The sequence below is a fragment of the Acinetobacter sp. I-MWF genome, assembly GCF_025433935.1.
Lineage (GTDB): Bacteria > Pseudomonadota > Gammaproteobacteria > Pseudomonadales > Moraxellaceae > Acinetobacter > Acinetobacter guillouiae.
In genome coordinates, this window is sequence record NZ_JAMBAR010000001.1 from 1,843,945 (window position 1) to 1,862,168 (window position 18,224).

13 protein-coding genes, 1 tRNA gene and 1 pseudogene are annotated in these 18,224 nt (G+C 37.3%); 10 read left to right on the plus strand and 5 right to left on the minus strand.

The window, feature by feature from the left end:
- The first annotated feature begins 359 nt into the window (after positions 1-359).
- Together M2R48_RS08485 and rpmE are read left to right on the plus strand one after the other, a co-directional pair.
- Positions 360-1,340 carry a bile acid:sodium symporter family protein gene (locus tag M2R48_RS08485; RefSeq protein ID WP_262085773.1) on the plus strand — a complete coding sequence of 327 codons (981 nt, stop codon included), beginning with the start codon at positions 360-362 and terminating at the stop codon, positions 1,338-1,340.
- Positions 1,341-1,578: 238 nt separating this feature from the next.
- Positions 1,579-1,803 carry a 50S ribosomal protein L31 gene (rpmE, locus tag M2R48_RS08490; protein WP_004721254.1) on the plus strand — a complete coding sequence of 75 codons (225 nt, stop codon included), beginning with the start codon at positions 1,579-1,581 and terminating at the stop codon, positions 1,801-1,803.
- A gap of 146 nt (positions 1,804-1,949) precedes the next feature.
- On the opposite strand, the gene M2R48_RS08495 is transcribed toward rpmE, so the two are convergent.
- The 3 genes from M2R48_RS08495 to epmB are packed head-to-tail and all read right to left on the minus strand — an operon-like array spanning position 1,950 to position 6,951.
- Entirely contained in the window at positions 1,950-4,187 is a 2,238-nt protein-coding gene (locus M2R48_RS08495) for an EAL domain-containing protein (protein WP_262085774.1), read from the minus strand.
- Complete coding sequence (locus M2R48_RS08500; RefSeq protein WP_034612070.1) at positions 4,169-5,920, minus strand: hypothetical protein; 1,752 nt, start codon at positions 5,918-5,920, stop codon at positions 4,169-4,171. The genes M2R48_RS08495 and M2R48_RS08500 overlap by 19 nt, the downstream gene beginning before the upstream one ends.
- Before the next feature lie 14 nt (positions 5,921-5,934).
- Positions 5,935-6,951, minus strand: a complete 1,017-nt coding sequence (gene epmB / locus M2R48_RS08505) for an EF-P beta-lysylation protein EpmB (RefSeq protein WP_239045876.1) — start codon at positions 6,949-6,951, stop codon at positions 5,935-5,937.
- A 340-nt stretch (positions 6,952-7,291) separates the two neighbouring features.
- On the opposite strand from epmB, the gene efp reads away from it, so the two are divergent.
- The 8 genes from efp to M2R48_RS08545 all read left to right on the plus strand — a co-directional run bounded on the left by efp (position 7,292) and on the right by M2R48_RS08545 (position 16,085).
- Positions 7,292-7,861 carry an elongation factor P gene (gene efp / locus M2R48_RS08510; protein ID WP_004721246.1) on the plus strand — a complete coding sequence of 190 codons (570 nt, stop codon included), beginning with the start codon at positions 7,292-7,294 and terminating at the stop codon, positions 7,859-7,861.
- Positions 7,862-8,259: 398 nt separating this feature from the next.
- A complete protein-coding gene (locus M2R48_RS08515; RefSeq protein ID WP_262085775.1) occupies positions 8,260-10,359 on the plus strand; it encodes a carbon starvation CstA family protein in 2,100 nt (699 codons plus the stop codon).
- A gap of 32 nt (positions 10,360-10,391) precedes the next feature.
- Positions 10,392-10,694 carry a YbdD/YjiX family protein gene (locus tag M2R48_RS08520; RefSeq protein ID WP_004721243.1) on the plus strand — a complete coding sequence of 101 codons (303 nt, stop codon included), beginning with the start codon at positions 10,392-10,394 and terminating at the stop codon, positions 10,692-10,694.
- Between the two features lie 197 nt (positions 10,695-10,891).
- Positions 10,892-11,917 (plus strand): 2-dehydropantoate 2-reductase, encoded by a 1,026-nt coding sequence (locus M2R48_RS08525; protein WP_262085776.1) that lies wholly within the window; start codon positions 10,892-10,894, stop codon positions 11,915-11,917.
- Positions 11,918-12,058: 141 nt separating this feature from the next.
- Positions 12,059-13,018 carry an AAA family ATPase gene (locus M2R48_RS08530; protein WP_262085777.1) on the plus strand — a complete coding sequence of 320 codons (960 nt, stop codon included), beginning with the start codon at positions 12,059-12,061 and terminating at the stop codon, positions 13,016-13,018.
- 12 nt (positions 13,019-13,030) lie between these two features.
- The gene (locus M2R48_RS08535) at positions 13,031-13,939 is read left to right on the plus strand and encodes a DUF58 domain-containing protein (protein WP_262085778.1); all 909 of its coding nucleotides are present in this window, start codon (positions 13,031-13,033) and stop codon (positions 13,937-13,939) included.
- A gap of 9 nt (positions 13,940-13,948) precedes the next feature.
- Complete coding sequence (locus tag M2R48_RS08540; protein ID WP_262085779.1) at positions 13,949-15,964, plus strand: DUF3488 and transglutaminase-like domain-containing protein; 2,016 nt, start codon at positions 13,949-13,951, stop codon at positions 15,962-15,964.
- A gap of 44 nt (positions 15,965-16,008) precedes the next feature.
- Positions 16,009-16,085 (plus strand) — tRNA-Val (locus M2R48_RS08545).
- 139 nt (positions 16,086-16,224) lie between these two features.
- Here the strand turns inward: M2R48_RS08545 and M2R48_RS08550 are convergent.
- Together M2R48_RS08550 and M2R48_RS08555 are read right to left on the minus strand one after the other, a co-directional pair.
- Positions 16,225-17,381: pseudogene (locus tag M2R48_RS08550) on the minus strand (IS3 family transposase).
- A 117-nt stretch (positions 17,382-17,498) separates the two neighbouring features.
- On the minus strand, positions 17,499-17,948 hold the full coding sequence (locus M2R48_RS08555; RefSeq protein WP_262085780.1) for a surface-adhesin E family protein: 450 nt from the start codon (positions 17,946-17,948) through the stop codon (positions 17,499-17,501).
- Positions 17,949-18,224: the final 276 nt, after the last annotated feature.

Genomic DNA, 18,224 nt, shown 5'->3' on the forward strand with positions numbered 1-18,224 from the left:
ATTTTGGCTGGTCTGTCAATATTACTGAATACACTACAATTATTATCTGAACATTCGGTTGATGACCTTAAGCTGATTGCTGAAATTGCATTAGAGTCTCTACAAAAAGATGTGTAGATACCTATGCCCTCTGGGAGAAGGTTAGGATGAGGGTGCTTTTATGTTGATTTATGGTTTTAAAAAGCACTGATGAAAGAAGTCTAATAGACCTTAAATTAACTTGATATGTGTCGTAAATAAATAGTGAACATTTAGCCAAATGAGTAGCTTTATTTATTTCGCTCAGTAAGATTGAATTTTACCCGATAGTAAAATTTAACTACTGGGCTTTTTCATGTTTAAAATACAGGACGTTGCTTATGAAAATGTTGAAATTATTAGCATTGGATCGCTTTACGATACTTTTAATCGCGATGGTGGTTTTAGCTTCTATTTTACCGATTTCAGGTCAGGCAGCGCTTATCTTTGGAAAAATCACCACAATTGCGATTGCAATTTTATTTTTCCTACATGGCGCAAAATTATCACGTGAAGCGGTGATTGAGGGAATTTTGCATTGGAAATTGCATGGATTGGTTTTTGCTTTTACCTTCTTGGTTTTCCCTTTATTGGGGCTAATGGCAAAACCTGTGCTTGAACCTTTGCTGGGTCAACAGTTGTATTGGGGCTTTCTGTTTATGTGCTTTTTGCCATCGACAGTACAATCGTCAATTGCATTTACCTCTGTTGCAAAAGGGAACGTGGCAGCAGCTGTATGCAGTGCCTCATTTTCAAACCTGATCGGTATGTTTATTACTCCGATTTTGGTGAGCATATTTATTTTCGGTCAATCTAAGCATAATTACGATCCAACCTCGTCTATTATCGAAATCACCTTGTTGTTGTTAGTTCCATTTGTTCTAGGGCAGGTATTACGCCCTTATGTATTTCCATTGATGCAGAAAATGCCAAAGATCGTCAAAGTTTTTGATCAAGGCTCGATATTGATGGTGGTCTATGGTGCATTTAGTGGGGCAGTGGTGGCAGGTTTATGGCATCAGGTCAGCTTATCTACATTGATTTATCTCACCTTGGCATGTTCGATTCTACTTACGGTGATTATGCTATTGGCGTTGTATGTTACAAAATGGCTTGGATTTAGCAAAGCAGATCAGATTTCAATCTTCTTCTGTGGATCGAAGAAAACCCTTGCCAGTGGTGTGCCTATGGCGCAGATTTTATTTATTGGGCAGCCTTTAGGTATGATTGTGTTACCGATTATGATTTTCCATCAAATCCAGTTAATGGTTTGTGGGGTGATTGCAAACTACTGGTCTAAGCAAAAGCATTCTGACGAATAAATTAGTATCGATTGTTAATTGATTGGCTCGCAATTTATAAATATTTCGAGTATAATCTTGCCCACTTGTTGTGCTTAGCTCTGACGCTTATAGTCTCGGTGGGCCAAAAGAAATGGTCTGTTGTGGTGTTAACCTGCTGGTTTTTAATTTAAATCTGCTTTCCTCAAAGTTTTATTAGATTTTGAGAGTGGTTAATTGCGATGACAGCTAAACCTTTCTTAACTTAGGAGAATCGACCATGCGTGCCGATATTCACCCAAAATATGAAAAATTAGTTGCTACTTGTTCATGTGGTAACGTTATCGAAACTCGTTCAGCTTTAGGTAAAGAAACACTTTATCTAGACGTATGTTCAGCTTGCCACCCATTCTATACTGGTAAACAGAAGAATGTTGATACTGGCGGCCGTATCGATAAATTCAAACAACGTTTTGCTGGTATGTCACGTTCTGTTAAGCGTTAATACGACAAAACATAAAAAACGGGCTTTAGCCCGTTTTTTTGTTGCTGAATTTTATCTCGTGTTGATCTATTTCAGGATCAGACAAAGTGATAGATTTAAAAAAAGGTTGAGCATTTAAAACACTCAACCTTTTTTAGTATTAGACTTTATTGATCTTGAACATCAGTCAAGTGATCCAGTTTCTTTTGGAAATATTCACCTTGCAAGAATCTGACATCTACATTCCACGCATTTGCAAAAGAGTTCATATCATTTAGATTTTTCAATAACAATTCAATTGGCTTGATTGCATGATATTTTTCAAGAGTATGCTGGAATTGCGTCATAGTCGCATCACTATTGAGCTGCTTTGTAAACTTCTCATCCAGCGTTACTAAGCTCACATCCAATTGTTTTAAGATTGCTTCACTTGAAATGCTCGAACCAAAACGTCGAATTGAAATTTCGGCACCATGATCACGTAAAACGCCAATTTGCTTTTGAGTTTCTAAGATATTTTTTGCAATATCTTCCTCATCAAATTGTAAAATCAGTGGATGAGATTGGCGGCTTCCAACAATGGTCAATAGTTTAGAAATAAGCTCAGGGAACTGTTTGTCATGGAACAGCACATGACGATTTAAATTGACGATTAATTTTGCTTCTGGATATTGAGTGATAAAGTTATGTAATTGCTTACATGCTTCAACTAAAATCCAGCGATCTAATTTAATTGAAAGCTCAATATCATCATCTAAATCAATTAAATTACTTACTTTTTTCCACTGATTTTCAAAAATAAAACCGCTACTGACTTCATAAGTATTTAAATTGCTATCTTGTTTGTCATAAAGCTGTTGGTATTTTAGCTGAATCTCACCTTTTTCAAGCGATTGGGTAATTTGACCAAGAATCGCGGAGGTTTTAAAGATATGTGGCGCTGGCGTTTCTTGAATTTGAACTGGTTTCTCTACAGCTGTATTTTCAACTTGAGGTTTTGGGGCAAATTCAATGGAGTTACTTTGTATTTGCAGCGGTTCTGCTTGATCTAATTTGGGTTCAAGCAATGACAATTCAATTTTAGTGTCTTGTAAAGTCGCCGTTAATTGTTGCTCGGATACAGAGTCTTTTTTTGCCAGACGATGATTATAAGCTTGTTCTAAAACGTCGTTAAAACTTGCTTCTGTAAAGCTGTTTTGCTGTATGTTTGAATAGCCAATCTTAATATTCAGTGGGTAGGTATGACCATCAATTTCCAATAATTGAGGTTTTTCTAAAGCATGCAGCCCATGAATACGAGATTCTAAAATGGTGTCAGACTCAGCTTGTAAAATCACTGCATACAACAACATATCAATTTGATATACCGTGGTATTGGTTTGTTCTTGAATAAAGTTTTTAAAGCCTTCTAAGTATTGAACGGCTGTTTTCCAAGGAGAAGTTAAAATATTCTCAGGACAAGCGGCAAAGCTAAACAGTACCAATGCATTCGATTTGGCAGGTTGGTTAATTAAAGCGTACTGAATTTTTTGCAGACTAGTTGCGACAGCACTGATGTTTTTCTTATTCGATTCGGAGGATTGTGCTTGCGGTTTTTGACTTGCAGAATTGATCTCGATGGTGATTTGAATACAGTCTTCTTCATCTGAAGGCAGAAATTCAATTTTTAATGGATTTTCTGATTTAGCATTGCTATTCAGTGTATCAATTTCAAAACGTGCTAAATCAAAATTACCTTGAGAAATCTTTTTAAAACGTTGTTTAAAATCATTGATATTCTTCGGTTTTAAAATATCTAATACAGGCAATCCAATAATTTCTGCTTCATCTTTTAGACCAAACAATTTTAAATATTCAGCATTGGCTTGGGTATGGATACCTTCCTGAATTAAGGCAATCGCTTTATGTTGTTCTTCAACCAAGGCTTGAGCTTGATTTTTTGCACTTTCAAGATCGTTTAAAAGGTGCTTTTTCGCTTGTAAGGTACGGCTATAAGACAACGCACGGATTAAGCTAATATAAAAACGATCAGTATATTCTAAATTAACAACATCATAGATGCCTTTTTGAATATAGGACTGATATTGGTTGGTTTGATAATCTTCAGGTTTTAAGAACAAAACAGGCAGATCAATATCAGCAGAGGCTTGAATTAAGGTAATGGCTTGCTCAATTTTGATGTCATAAGCACGACCAAAAATAATCAAGTCCCATGAAGTATTGAGTTGTTTTTCAAAACTTTTTAAATCATCCAATAAAAGTGCTTGTACTTGATGATTCTTACTTTGAAAAAGATCAATAATTTGATTATAACGAATCTGGTTATCATCAATAATGAGTAATCTAGTTTCAGAGAGTTTTAATTTTTTCGATAATAATAAATTTCTCACTTTAAAGCTTCCCATACATCTTGATTATTCAAATTGGCAGATTGGTGTTGAATGAACTGATCAATGCGGTCATTTTCTTCATCATTGATCAATTCAAATTCGTACTGAATAAAGCTCTGGGTAATTAACAATGTTTTTGTTAAATACACCTTAATTTCTTCAGTGTCTAAACGTAGATAAATTGCTTGCTGTTCTTTGAAGAACGGTAAATTTGGCAAAATAATAGAAACATTGGATTCATTTAAATTTTGCACTTGAACCATAAGGCAAGGGTGGTAGTTAATCGTCGAACGATCCGCTGGAACTTTTACCGCACATGGGTAGATGTCTTGAGCTAAAACCTCTAAACCGACTTCATAAGTTTTTTTAACAGATTGTTTGATCCAACGAATGATCGCACCTTTCCATTTGTCATTGAGGCTTTCATTGACCAAGATAAATTCACCCGTGCGTAAATTTCGTGGGGTTTCATCTGACCAGCGAATACGATAACCATTTACACTGATATCCAGTACTTGGGTCTGATAGATCTGTTTTGCTTCACGGTCTAAAGTTTTGATTTGTCCTAAGTTCGATGCTGTGCTTGAACCTGTTGAAATCGATGAATGAATATTGGACTCAGACTGAAATGCATAATTATTATTTAAATTAAGTGTTTCATAAAAATTCTTAGCTTTGGATAAATAGAAGTGTGCGGTTTGTAAGCTAAAACAAATTTGAAGTTGTGCAGAGTATTCATAACGCTCATGTTGACGTTCAGTTGTGGTACCCAAGACATTTTGCACATGAAATTTTAATGCAGCAGATAAATAGATTTGTTCATTTTTAGACAGATATTCGTCTTTATGAATTGTTGAATTAATATGTTCAAGCAGATTCTGTGTAGAAATATACAAAGAAGTACGGAAATTCGCATGTTGTTTGCGATTATAAATTGGTGGAACGTCTTTAGAGCCATCAATCACATAACGCGATAAGCTGGTTTCTCTTGGTAAAATTTGGATCAGTTTGACCCAATCAAAAGTACATTGATAAAGTGCTTGTGTTTCTGAAGGGCGAATTTGGTGCGTATTAAAAATATCCAAAAGCAGCACTTGTGCATAGGCCTGCTGGATATTTTGAATGGTAAAGTGTGTACCTTGTAACTGGTTGATATTGATATTAAATTCTTGGTTTTTAACCGCAAGCTCGTAAAGATGATGTGTGGTGAGCCATTGATGGGTCAATGGGCCACTGTAGAGCATTTGCTGTTGAACCAACAATAAACCAAGTTGTTCTAAGGCATAAAAGGTTGCAAGTGTACGTGCTGTTTGTAAATTTCGTTTTTGTTTAAAATTAAAAAATGAGAATTTATTTGAAACCAGTGTCTGATGACTTCTTCGCACAATATTGATATAGACGTTGGCAAAATAGGTGCGAATTCTAGAGGATAAATCAATAATATGTTCAATACGCGCATTTTGAGAAAGACCTTGATTTAAGATGTTTTTTTCAAGGCTTGATAAAATGCTTTCGGTAATTGGGTGTAAAACTTGAATTAAATCAAAGCGTAGCATTTCGCTACAATCCAGTTCGCTGATTTCACAAATCGCTTTTAAGACCGATTCTGAGGTATCGCCAAGTTGCATAATAGACAATGTGGCCACCCATGCATTGACAGATGCCACCGAATTTTCTGCAAAACTTAGACTTTCTCGTTGTAGAACCGTGATATTTTGAAAAATTTCTGAAATTTCTTTATTTATCATGAGCATTTCAACTCTTAAAAGGTTGTGACTCCAAACAGCGGTGTTTTATTATTTTCTCCCGCGACTTCTCGAACCAATTTAGGAACTAGATAACCCGGTAAACTGGCCAATACATCCTTATAAATCTGATCAATTTTTTCCGCCCCTAAATCGAAATGATGCGCACCTTTTACTTTATCTAAAACATGAAGATAATACGGTAAAATTTGTGCTTCAAAAAGTCGTTGACTTAAATTAACAAGAGTTTGTGCAGAATCATTCACACCTTTAAGTAAAACGGCTTGATTCAACACAAGAATATTTTGTTTTGCTAAATGAGATAACTTTGCACAGGTCAAATTATCTAATTCTGCAGGATGGTTCGAGTGTACCACTAGAATTACACGTAGCCTACTGTTTTTCAATAAAGAAACTAGCTCTTCATCGATTCTTTCTGGAATTACAATTGGAACGCGTGAATGAATTCTCAAGATCTTAATCTGACTGAGAGATTCTAGACGTTCTATCCAAGTGGCTAATTTTCGGTTAGATAAAGTTAATGGATCACCACCACTTAAAATCACTTCATTGATTTCAGGATGAGCTTCTAAATAGCTTTTAATGTTCAACCAGTCTTCATTTTTAGGTAAATTTTCTTGGTATGGAAAATGACGACGGAAGCAATAACGGCAGTGCACGGCACATGCACCAGTGAGGGTCAGTAAAAAACGTGATTTATACTTATGTAAAACCCCAGGAATTTGATTGGCTTGTTCTTCATCAAGCGGATCTGTGACAAAGCCTTCGTGTTCTTCCATTTCCAGATGATGTGGTAAAACTTGCAGTAAAAGTGGATCTAAGGGATTGCCAACTTCCATCTTTCTGACAAATGCACGGGGCACACGTAGTTTAAATTGCCCAGACGCAAGGATTGCACCAGACAATAACTGTGCTTTAGAAAGTTCGAGTATTTCTAACAGTTCTAATGGATCAGTAATTAAATCACTGAGTTGAGATTGCCAATTTTGCTCTTGATATAAGTAGTTTAACATGCCACGTGCGATAAATAGTTGAAGATAGGGGAAAGCGGATGGTATTGCTTGTTCATATTGAATCTGTCAGGTTCAATATGAAATGTTTCACTGGAAAAATGCTTTCAGTATAGCTGATTTGTATTGAACAGCAGTGAATCTCCAATGAATCGAAGATTTTACCCTCAATCTGACCGAACATGGGTAATTTTTCATTGCTTCACGATGTATTGCTCATTTAGAATACGAAAAATGTAAAATACATTCTTTGCTGTTTGGAATGATCACTGTCACAAATCGGGTGATTTGTTGATAGCATCGCAGTAGAGATTTAAATTAGTAAGTTCGGAGTGTGCCTTTCATGGCCTATTATTCTACAAATGATTTCAAAGCTGGCCTAAAGGTTATGCTTGATGGTAACCCATGTTCAATCATGGAAAACGAATATGTAAAACCAGGTAAAGGTCAAGCGTTTAACCGTGTAAAACTACGTAACCTAAGATCTGGCAAAGTATTAGAAAAAACTTTTAAATCAGGTGAATCTTTAGAAGCAGCTGATATTGTAGAAGTAGAAATGGATTATCTCTACAACGATGGCGAATTGTGGAACTTCATGGATCCAGTATCTTTCGAACAAATTGCTGCGGATAAAGTTGCAATGGGCGATGCTGCAAAATGGTTAAAAGATGATTCAAACGAAAAATGCACAATTATGCTATTTAATGGTATTCCATTAAACGTTAGTGCACCAAACTTCGTTGTATTGAAAATCGTTGAAACTGATCCAGGTGTACGTGGTGATACTTCAGGTGGTGGTGGTAAACCAGCTAAACTTGAAACAGGTGCAGTTGTACGTGTTCCATTATTTGTACAGCAAGAAGAAAGCGTTCGTGTAGACACTCGTACTGGTGATTACTTAGAGCGTGCTTAATCATTTTATTGAAAAATGATGACGCTGAGGGATGATGAAAATCATCCCTTTTTTATTGTGCATAGATTGAGTTGGTATACGGCTTTTTAAAAGTACAAGCCTTTATAAAAATAGAGGGTATCGGCTAAATTTTCGACTAAAGTCGTAGATCGACAGCCTATAATTAATAGTAGAGTCAGAGAGTCAGATGATTACATTGATGATAAAAATAACAAAGTCGCGATTTAAGTCACTGTGATGTCATGCTAATAGTACATATTCAGACCAGTTTTAATGCCAAAGTCTTAGATGAAAACAAAAAAATGAGGAGTAGAGTCACCAAGGAATGAGTCACGGAAATGCATTACGCTTTATAAAAACAATGGAACTGCTTTTTGTAATCAAGATGTGAGGTTTTAATGGAAAATATTCAAACAAAATCATCACCCTTATCAAAATTGATCTGGGTGATTGTCGCCATAATTGGTGCAGTATCTTTTGGAATACTTGCAGTCAGCAAGGGTGAGCATGTCAATGCGGTTTGGCTAGTGCTTGCAGCGATATGTGTCTATAGCATCGCTTATCGTTTTTATAGTTTATTTATTGCGACCAAAGTTTTTGAACTGAATCCTCGGCGATTAACACCAGCACATCGTTTAGCAGATGGCTTGGATTATGTCCCGACCAATAAATATGTACTTTTTGGTCACCATTTTGCTGCTATTGCAGGAGCGGGGCCATTGGTTGGGCCTATTCTTGCTGCCCAAATGGGTTATTTACCAGGAACAATTTGGCTTTTGGTCGGGGTTGTTCTTGCTGGTGCAGTTCAGGATTTCTTGGTTTTATTTATCTCTACACGTCGAGACGGGCGCTCACTTGGTGAAATGGCAAAGCAAGAGCTGGGTTCATTTGCTGGTGTGGTGGTGATGCTTGGTGCGCTAGGTGTGATGATTATCATCCTTGCTGTATTGGCATTGGTAGTGGTGAAAGCACTGGCACATAGTCCATGGGGCGTGTTTAGTATCGCAGCGACGATACCGATTGCCTTATTTATGGGCATCTATATGCGCTATATCCGTCCGGGCAAGATTGCAGAAGTTTCTATCATTGGTTTTGTGTTGATGATGGCTGCAATTGTTTATGGTGGAAATGTTGCTGCTGATCCTTATTGGGGACCATTTTTCACATTAACTGGAACACAACTTACTTGGGCACTCATCATTTATGGATTCGTGGCTTCGGTTCTACCTGTTTGGTTGTTATTAGCACCGCGTGATTATTTATCAACATTCTTGAAAATTGGTGTAATTGCGGGTTTAGCAGTCGGTATTATTGTTGCAATGCCAATGTTAAAAATGCCGGCTGTTACGCATTTTGTTGATGGCACTGGTCCTGTATTTGCTGGATCCATGTTCCCATTCTTATTTATTACCATTGCTTGTGGTGCGATTTCTGGTTTCCATGCCTTAGTCTCGTCTGGAACTACACCTAAACTGATTGATAACGAAGTCAATATTCGTGTCATTGGTTATGGTGGTATGTTGATGGAATCATTTGTTGCAATCATGGCAATGATTTGTGCAACAGTGCTTGAACCTGGTGTTTATTTTGCGATTAATGCGCCAGCGGCAGTATTGGGTACTACAGTAGAGAGCGCAGCAGAAGCAGTACGTACACTTGGTTTTGTGGTTACACCTGAAACTTTGAGCTTGCTGGCAAAAGAAGTGGGTGAAAGTACGATTCTTTCGCGTACTGGTGGTGCGCCAACATTTGCAATTGGTATGGCTCACATCATCACGGATATTTTTAATAATCGTTCAATGATGGCGTTCTGGTATCATTTTGCGATCTTATTTGAAGCGCTGTTTATCTTAACCGCTGTCGATGCCGGAACTCGTGCATGTCGTTTTATGGTACAGGATACGGTGGGTATCGTTGTTCCAGCACTTAAAAACTCACACAACTTTGTGGGGAATATGATCGGTACAGCGGTTGCTGTCGCTGGATGGGGCTTCTTTGTTTATCAAGGTGTAGTCGACCCACTCGGTGGTATTAACAGCTTATGGCCTCTGTTTGGTATTGGTAACCAAATGCTTGCGGCAATGGCTTTGATCTTAGGTACAGTGATTTTATTTAAAATGAAGAAAGAGAAATATGTATGGGTTACCATTATCCCAACAATTTTCTTATTCATTACCTGTATGACTGCGGGTTGGCAAAAAATCTTCCATACCAATCCTAAGATTGGATTTTTGGCTCAGGCGGATAAATTCTCAACAGCAATTGCCAATGGTGAAATTTTAAAACCAGCCAAAACACTTGAAGAAATGCAAACCATTGTATTGTCCAATCAAATCAATGCTGTACTGTGTGCATTCTTTATGATTGTTGCGATTGTGATGCTGTTTGCTGCTATTGGCGCAATTCGTCGTGCATTGGCAAGCCCTACACCAACAGTAAATGAAGCTCCAGCGGTGTATGCAGATCCTGAAGAAGTGTCTGTTTCTAAATCACACTAAGTTGATATTACAGATAGAGTGAGAGGTGAGTGATGAAGCTTAAATTTGCTCAAGGTGGTAAAACGGTGATTTATAAAATCATCAAGATGACCATCATGTCGCAAAAGGAGCTAATTTTTAATCCTAAAAATTGGTCTAGAATTGCAACATTATGGACACGCTTACAGCAAAGTTTCCGTTTGATGGTGGGTGTTCCAGATTATCAAAATTATCTGGAACATATGAAAAAGCATCATCCCGATATGGATGCAATGGATGAAAAGACTTTTCATCGCTATTGTGTAGATGCCCGCTATCCAACGGCTGGTGGAACAATGAAGAAGTGTCCATGTTGATGGAAGGTATAAGTTGATTTAAAGCTTAAATAGAAACGGCACTTGGGTGCCGTTTTTTATTGAAGATGAGCGAAGTGATTTATCGGTTTAACACAATAACAGCGTACTTCATGATGAGACTTGTCGTATAACTGACAGTTGGCAAAGTCTAACTCCGCTAGAATCATGTAATACATATAAATGAAAAGGAGACTGCTATGAAAATCTGTATTTATGGTGCGGGTAGTATTGGATGCTATATTGGCGGTCGATTAGCAGCGGTAGGTGCTGATGTGAGCTTTATTACACGTCCTCGTGTATATGAAGAATTAAGCACGTCTGGTTTAAAACTGACGGATTACACTGGTAAAACGATAAAAATCGCGGCAAATGATTTACAGCTCAGTGTTGATCCTAAAATAGTCACAGATGCTGATATTATTTTTGTATGTGTAAAGTCGGCTGCGACTGAGCAAGTTGCCAAGGAACTTTATGACAACTTGGGCGCACACAGACCCTATATTGTGAGTTTTCAAAACGGGTTGAGTAATGTTCCAATTTTAAAGCAGATTTTAAAACATCATTCGATTTTAGAAGGTATGGTGCCTTTTAATGTTGCAGTTCAAGCAGTTGGGCATTTTCATCAAGGGACATCTGGTGCGTTGCATGTGAAAGCGTATGCACAGCAACAGGATTTAGCCAAGCTTTTTAAACAAGCAGAATTAGAAATTGTTTTTGATCAGGATATGCTTGCGGTGCAATGGGCAAAAATTTTGCTGAATTTAAATAATTCAATCAATGCTTTGTCAAAGTTACCATTAAAACAACAATTGTCTAATCATCAATATCGACAATGCCTTGCTATGGCGCAACAAGAAACATTACATCTCTTAGATTTAGTACAAATCAAGCCAGCCAAACTCACAGCAATTTCGGCACATCTATTGCCTAAAATAATCAGTTTGCCCAATTTCATTTTTAAAATATTAAGCCGTAAAATGTTGGCAATCGATCCCTTGGCGCGTTCATCTATGCAAGATGATTTGATAGCAGGGCGAACAACAGAAGTGGACTGGATCAACGGGGAAGTTATTCAGCTCGCCCAACAGCTAGGTAAACAAGCACCTATCAATAAAACCTTAATTGAATTGATTAAACAGGCTGAAATTTCAGGAAGTGAATTTTCAATTGGTGCGCACGATTTAAAAACAAAGTTAGAACATGCCGCAAAATTAAAAGTTTAAAATTTTGGTTGATGGGGGAAGCTATAAATTTTGAAGTGTATTCAGCAAATGAAAATATGGATTTATCGCAGTCAAGATTGAGTATTCCTTAAAACCGTGTATGTTAAGGAAGTTACAATAATTTTATTGGGGAAATAAAAGGTGATTTGGGGAACAACACAAATAAAAGCATCAGAACAACATAGCACTGTATCAAATTTAGACCTCACTCAGTTTTACCCAAAAATTGATGACTTTTTAAGTCAAATCAACCAAATTATTTTAGATAAAAGTCATCAGACTAAACTGGCACTCTGTAGTCTATTGGCTGGTGGACATTTACTTTTTGAAGACTTACCCGGACTTGGAAAAACCACCTTAGCCAGCAGCTTGTCACGTTTAGCAGGTCTCGATTTTCAACGGATTCAGTTTACCAATGATATGCTGGCAAGTGATGTGATTGGGATCAATATGTTTAATCAAAAAGAGCATCAATTTGAGTTTAAACATGGTCCAATCTTTACCCAAATTCTGCTTGCAGATGAAATTAACCGCTGTAGCCCTAAAACCCAAAGTGCTTTGCTTGAAGCAATGGAGGAGGGCAATGTCACTATAGATGGTACACGTTACCCTTTACCACAACCATTTTGGGTGATTGCAACACAGAACCCACTTTTTCAAAGTGGGACCTATAGTTTGCCTGAGTCACAACTTGACCGTTTCTTGATGCGACTGTCTTTAGGCTACCCATCACGCGCAGCAGAAAAACTATTATTGCAGCAAACCTCGCGCCATGATTTGATTGAAAAGTTGCAAGCGATTTTTCAACATCAGGAAATTTTGCAATTACAATGTATGGTAAATCAAATTACATTAAGTGATGTTGTTTTTGAATATATGCTTGATCTAGCAGAAGAAACACGTAAAGGTCGTCATGGCTTATCTCCACGTGGGTTATTGGCATTAAAAAAATCAGCACAAGCCTATGCCTTGATTGAAAAAAGACAATTTGTAATTGCAGATGATGTACAAGCAGTGTTTGTTGCTGTGGTGTCACATCGTATAGGATTAGGTGAGTCTGAGACACGAGCACTTATGCAAAAAGTTCCTGTAAAGGGCTAATTGGAAACGCTTATGTTAGGTCAACGATTTGTTAAATGGCTGCATCTTCGGTTTCGCTATACAGGAACCCGTACACTGAAACAAAACCAAGTGTTGGTGTTTATGTACCAGCAAGGTTTTCTGTATCTGGTCCTTATTCTGATTACTTTTATCGCTGGGATTAATTATGCCAACAATTTAATTCTTGGTTTTTGTTTTTTAATCAGTGCGATTTTATGTATTAGTTTCTATCTCAGTTTTAAACAATTACATGCGATTACATTAGATGTGGTTGTTGATGAGGTGGGTAAGGTTAATGAAGCTTTTAAGGTGAGAATTAACCTACAACAAGATCGTGCTACGCCTAAGTTTTTAAACTTTAAAATTGATGAACAATTACAATCTTTTCTATTTGAAGAAAAACAACAAAGTTTCGATTTGAATTTTATTCCACAACTACGGGGTGAATTTTCAGTTCCCCCAATTCAAATTTACTCCACATATCCGCTCGGTTTGGTGCGGGCATGGACCTATATTTATTTAACTGAAAGTTACTGGATTGCCCCTGAAGCGAAGCCTTTAACGCATCAATCACAGAATTATTCCAATACAGGTGAGCCTGATTTAGATGAATTTAAAGAGTTAAGGACTTTTAAATCAGGTGATTCATTGCAAAGCATTTCTTGGAAACAGGCCGCGCGTGGACAAGGATTATTTGTAAAGCAATTCGATGATTTGGTTGATACCCATGCGATGCAAATTGAATATAGCAAAATGCCAAGCGCAGACCATGAAGAGAAGCTAAGTTTTATGATGGAGTTGGTCGATCGATGTCATCAGACGGAAACGCCGTACAGCATCATTTTACCGCATGCACAAACTGAAAATGGAATTGGAGAACAGCACTATATTCATATCAAAACCTTATTGGCGCAAGCATGAGGATGAACAATGAATAAATCGATACAAATTTCAATTTTAGTTGTGCTGAGTTTGATTTGGCTGGCACAGCTGGCTTATATGCCTGTGGCATTGTCTATTTTATTCCTCATGAATATAGTGGCTCTGGAACTCTATTATGACAAAACCAATAAGCATCAAGTCTATAATCTGCCTCGATTCTTTGCACAAACCCCAAAATTAGTTTTTGCACTTTTAGCCTTAGTCATCATTTACTTTGATTCCCGCACTTTTTTAGGCGTAGAAGCAGGTACAGCGGTTCTCTCCACTTTTTTATTTGCGAAAGCACTGGAAACCAAATCAAAGCGTGACTTTATTATTCTGTTTAACTTTGCTTTGTTCGTCAGTGCCAGTTTATTTTTACACAGCCAAGCCTTTTGGATGGCACTGTTAGTTTTATGTTGTTTAATCAGCTGTTTGGTTGGCCTGTATCGTGTACAAATTGCCAACTTTGAAATAGAGCAACCGATTTTTCAGTCACTTAAAAGTGATTCATTGCATATTCTTAAATTTATTGCTTTGGCACTGCCATTCTTTGTTTTACTGTTTATGTTTTTCCCGCGTTTGCCACCACTTTGGCAAATCCCCATTTCCAATAACAAAGCGGTAACGGGATTAAGTGATCGCATGTCACCGGGTGATATTGCTGAGCTTTCACAGTCAAGTGCATTGGCATTTCGGGTTATTGGCAATATGAAGCAATTGCCAAATCGTAATGAGCTGTATTGGCGAGCGATGGTGCTTGATGGTTATGATGGTACAACGTGGACAAGTGAGTTTGCCAATAAACAGGTAAAAGCTTATTCCAATATCGTAGGGCAGATTGATGGATTTCATTATCAATATCTTGCCAGTGATCCAAGTCAGCAATGGATTACCGGTTTGGAAAAGTCCATTCCAATAGAACAACGTTTTGAGTTACACCAAGATTGGTCGATTACACCTAAGCGACTGGTACAGCGTACCCAGCCAATTGAATTGCAGTGGGTGGGGAGTCAGGTTAGAGATATTCAGGATGCACATTTTGAACAGATGATGCTGAAAAATAATCTCAGTTATCCGAAAAAGAATGATCTACAGGCCCAGAAGTTTGCTTTAAATCTATATCAGCAGAGCCAGTCTAATCCTGAAGCTTATATTCAGAATGTATTGAACTGGTACAAGAAAGAAAAGTTTGTTTATACACTTGCACCTGGAAGGTTGGGGAATAACCGCGTTGATGAGTTCTTGTTTCAATCTCGGCAGGGGTTTTGTGAACATTATGCCTCAAGCTTTGTCTTGCTGATGCGTTATGTTGGAATTCCAGCGCGTGTAGTCACAGGCTACCAAGGTGGTGAGCTGTCTCCTGATGGTCAAAGTTGGGAAGTACGCCAGTTAGATGCACATGCTTGGGCTGAGGTTTATCAACACGGGCAATGGCAACGCATTGATCCAACGGCCATCATTGCACCAATGCGTATAGATCGTGGTATGCAAAATGTGATGAATGATGATCGTTCGATTTTTGGTGATGCGGGTTATTCAAATTTGCGTTTTCAGCATTCATCACTGCTTAGAACGCTGCGTGTTTGGAGTGACTATGCTAGTTTTCAATGGCAGAGTAAGGTTGTCGGTTACGATGTAGAGAAGCAAAGTGGCTGGATGAAGAAGCTTGGTTTAACATCGGCTTATAGTTATGGTTTGGTTTTAATTTTTGGAATTCTTGGATTACTGTTGATCTATTGGGGCGTGACGAAATTTTGGCGCATTCGTCAAATGTCAGCGCTTGAGCGAATCATTGCTCAATTTAATCATCAATTATCTGAGGTTGATCAAAAAGCTGAATCGGAAACCTTTCAACAATGGATGCATCGTTTAGCCTTGCGGACTGAACAAAAACATCTGTTTGAGCAAGTGAATCAGATTTTTCAAAAAATTGTCTATTTAGGTAATGAAAATCAACAGGATATTCAAAATATCAAAAAATTGCTTAAAGAGTGTGCGAATGCATTAAAAGTAAAGAAATAAGGCTTGTCATCTTATTAAAAAATGAATAATATTCTCAGCACTTCAGGTGTATAGCTCAGTTGGTTAGAGCGCTACGTTGACATCGTAGAGGTCTCCAGTTCGAGTCTGGATATACCTACCAAGATTTTTAAAGACTTATAAGCAATTCAAAAGCTTATAGGTCTTTTTTTTTGCTTTTGTTGCATCTCTATTATTCGTGAATTCAGAAAAATTGCAGAAAATGGCGGTATATTCAACCTATTTGCAATAAGTTAGTGATCCTAGCCAGTATTGTAGACAGGATTTCCCTCTAAACTCTTAAAATATTTTTGCTCAAATACTTCGGGGCTTAACCAACCATTTGCAGAATGCCTTCTAATTCGATTGTAGTAAACTTCAATATATTCAAACAAAACTGAATTTGCCTCTTTTCTTGTAGAAAATACACTGTCATGTACAACACGTCCATTTAGTGTATGAAAGAAGCTTTCAGTAACTGCATTATCCCAACAGTTGCATCGCCTAGACATGCTCTGAATCGCTTTATTGGTCAGCAATGAAGGCCTAAAATCAAGACTACAATACTGACTACCTTGATCTGAGTGAACCTGACATTAGTTGGATAGCCTTGGCGTGCAAGTGCATAGTTAAATGCATCACATACCAATTGGCGATCTATTCGGATACTGGTTTGCCAACCAACGATACGTCGACTGAATAGATCTAACATCACGCATAAATACAGCCAACCTTCTTTTGTACGAATATACGTAATATCAGTTGCCCAGACCTTATTGGGTTCAGTCACTGTAAATTGACGAGCTAACAAATTCGGTGCTGTTGGTAAGCGATGATTTGAATCAGTTGTATGCCTATATTTACGAGCAACTTTGCTACGTAAGCCTAGCTTTTTAAGCATCCTACCCACAGTACGCTCACTCATGCTGTAACCTAGGTCATGCATATCATGAACGAGTGATGGTGCACCTAAGCGAGCATGATGCTGCCAATACACTGCTTTTAAAGCATCATATTGCTTTGCTATCCGTATCTGACGTTTTTCCAAGCATAGAAGCCTGATGTACTTACACCAAATTGCTTGCAAATAGCAGTAATATTAATCTTTTCCATCATAAAGTCTTTGATTACCGTGTACTTTTCTTGCCTTGATCTGCTAGTAAGTACACATGCACTTTTTTTAGAATGTCATTCGCCTCTTTGAGTTGTTTGACTTCTTTTTCTAGGTCTAAGATTTGCTGTTGCTCTGGAGTGAGTTGGCGTTCCTTGAACCTTCTGGATTGGCCATACGAATCCATTTATCAAGTGTTGAATATCCAACACCAAGTTTTACAGCAATTGAGGCCAATGATTCATGTGAGTTCGCAAGTGCATTATCAATTGCTTGTTGTTTAAATTCTGGACTAAAGCGTTTAGCCATTTTTACATCTCCAAAGTTAACGTTACATTATCTTCAGAGGGACGGTGTGTCCATTACTTTGGCTAGGATCAGTAATGTAATTAATCAATCTAATATAGTTTTATCCGCTTTTTTTTATCACTCTACAGTTTGATATTTAGGGTATCTAAAGCCTTTACCTTTTGAAGCACAAGCCACTTTCCATAAACTTTCACCTATGGTGTTTGATGTGACAGTGTTGTATTCCACATCTTTGCTATCAAATTGACTGGACGAGATAATATCACCTTTTTTATCATAATATACATAAGTTAAAAGCCTCATTTTATTTTCAACACATAAAAACTGGTATAAATTTTCTGCCCTCGTGTATGTGATCTTATTTCTGTAACCTTCGTAACCTGCATAACTTTCTGTTTTGAACCATGCTATAATAGAATTGTTTTTCTTATCATAATTATATTGACTGCTATCGACATAAATTCCCCTGTCATATTCATCCTGTGCCCCCATGGCAGCATACTTCCAATCAGCCCCAAAACTAAAACTTGAAGCTAACAACCCGCAAATTAAAAACAATTTTTTCATATAAGCTCCTTATTCTTATGAGGGATTTATAACATATAAATCAATAATATTAGAAATATAATATCTATTCTTTTTAAGCTGGTTTTTACCATGGTCTTTAGCTGATCAATAACCCAAATCCACACATACCACAAACATATTCAAACAAAAATATAAGTTTTCTTTTTTCGTGGTTGCACCTTTTTACCGATCACGATATTTTCTAGTTTCATAAAAACTCTGCATTTGCAGAGTTCCATAACTTTCCAGAGGTATTAAGAATAAAAATACTAAAAT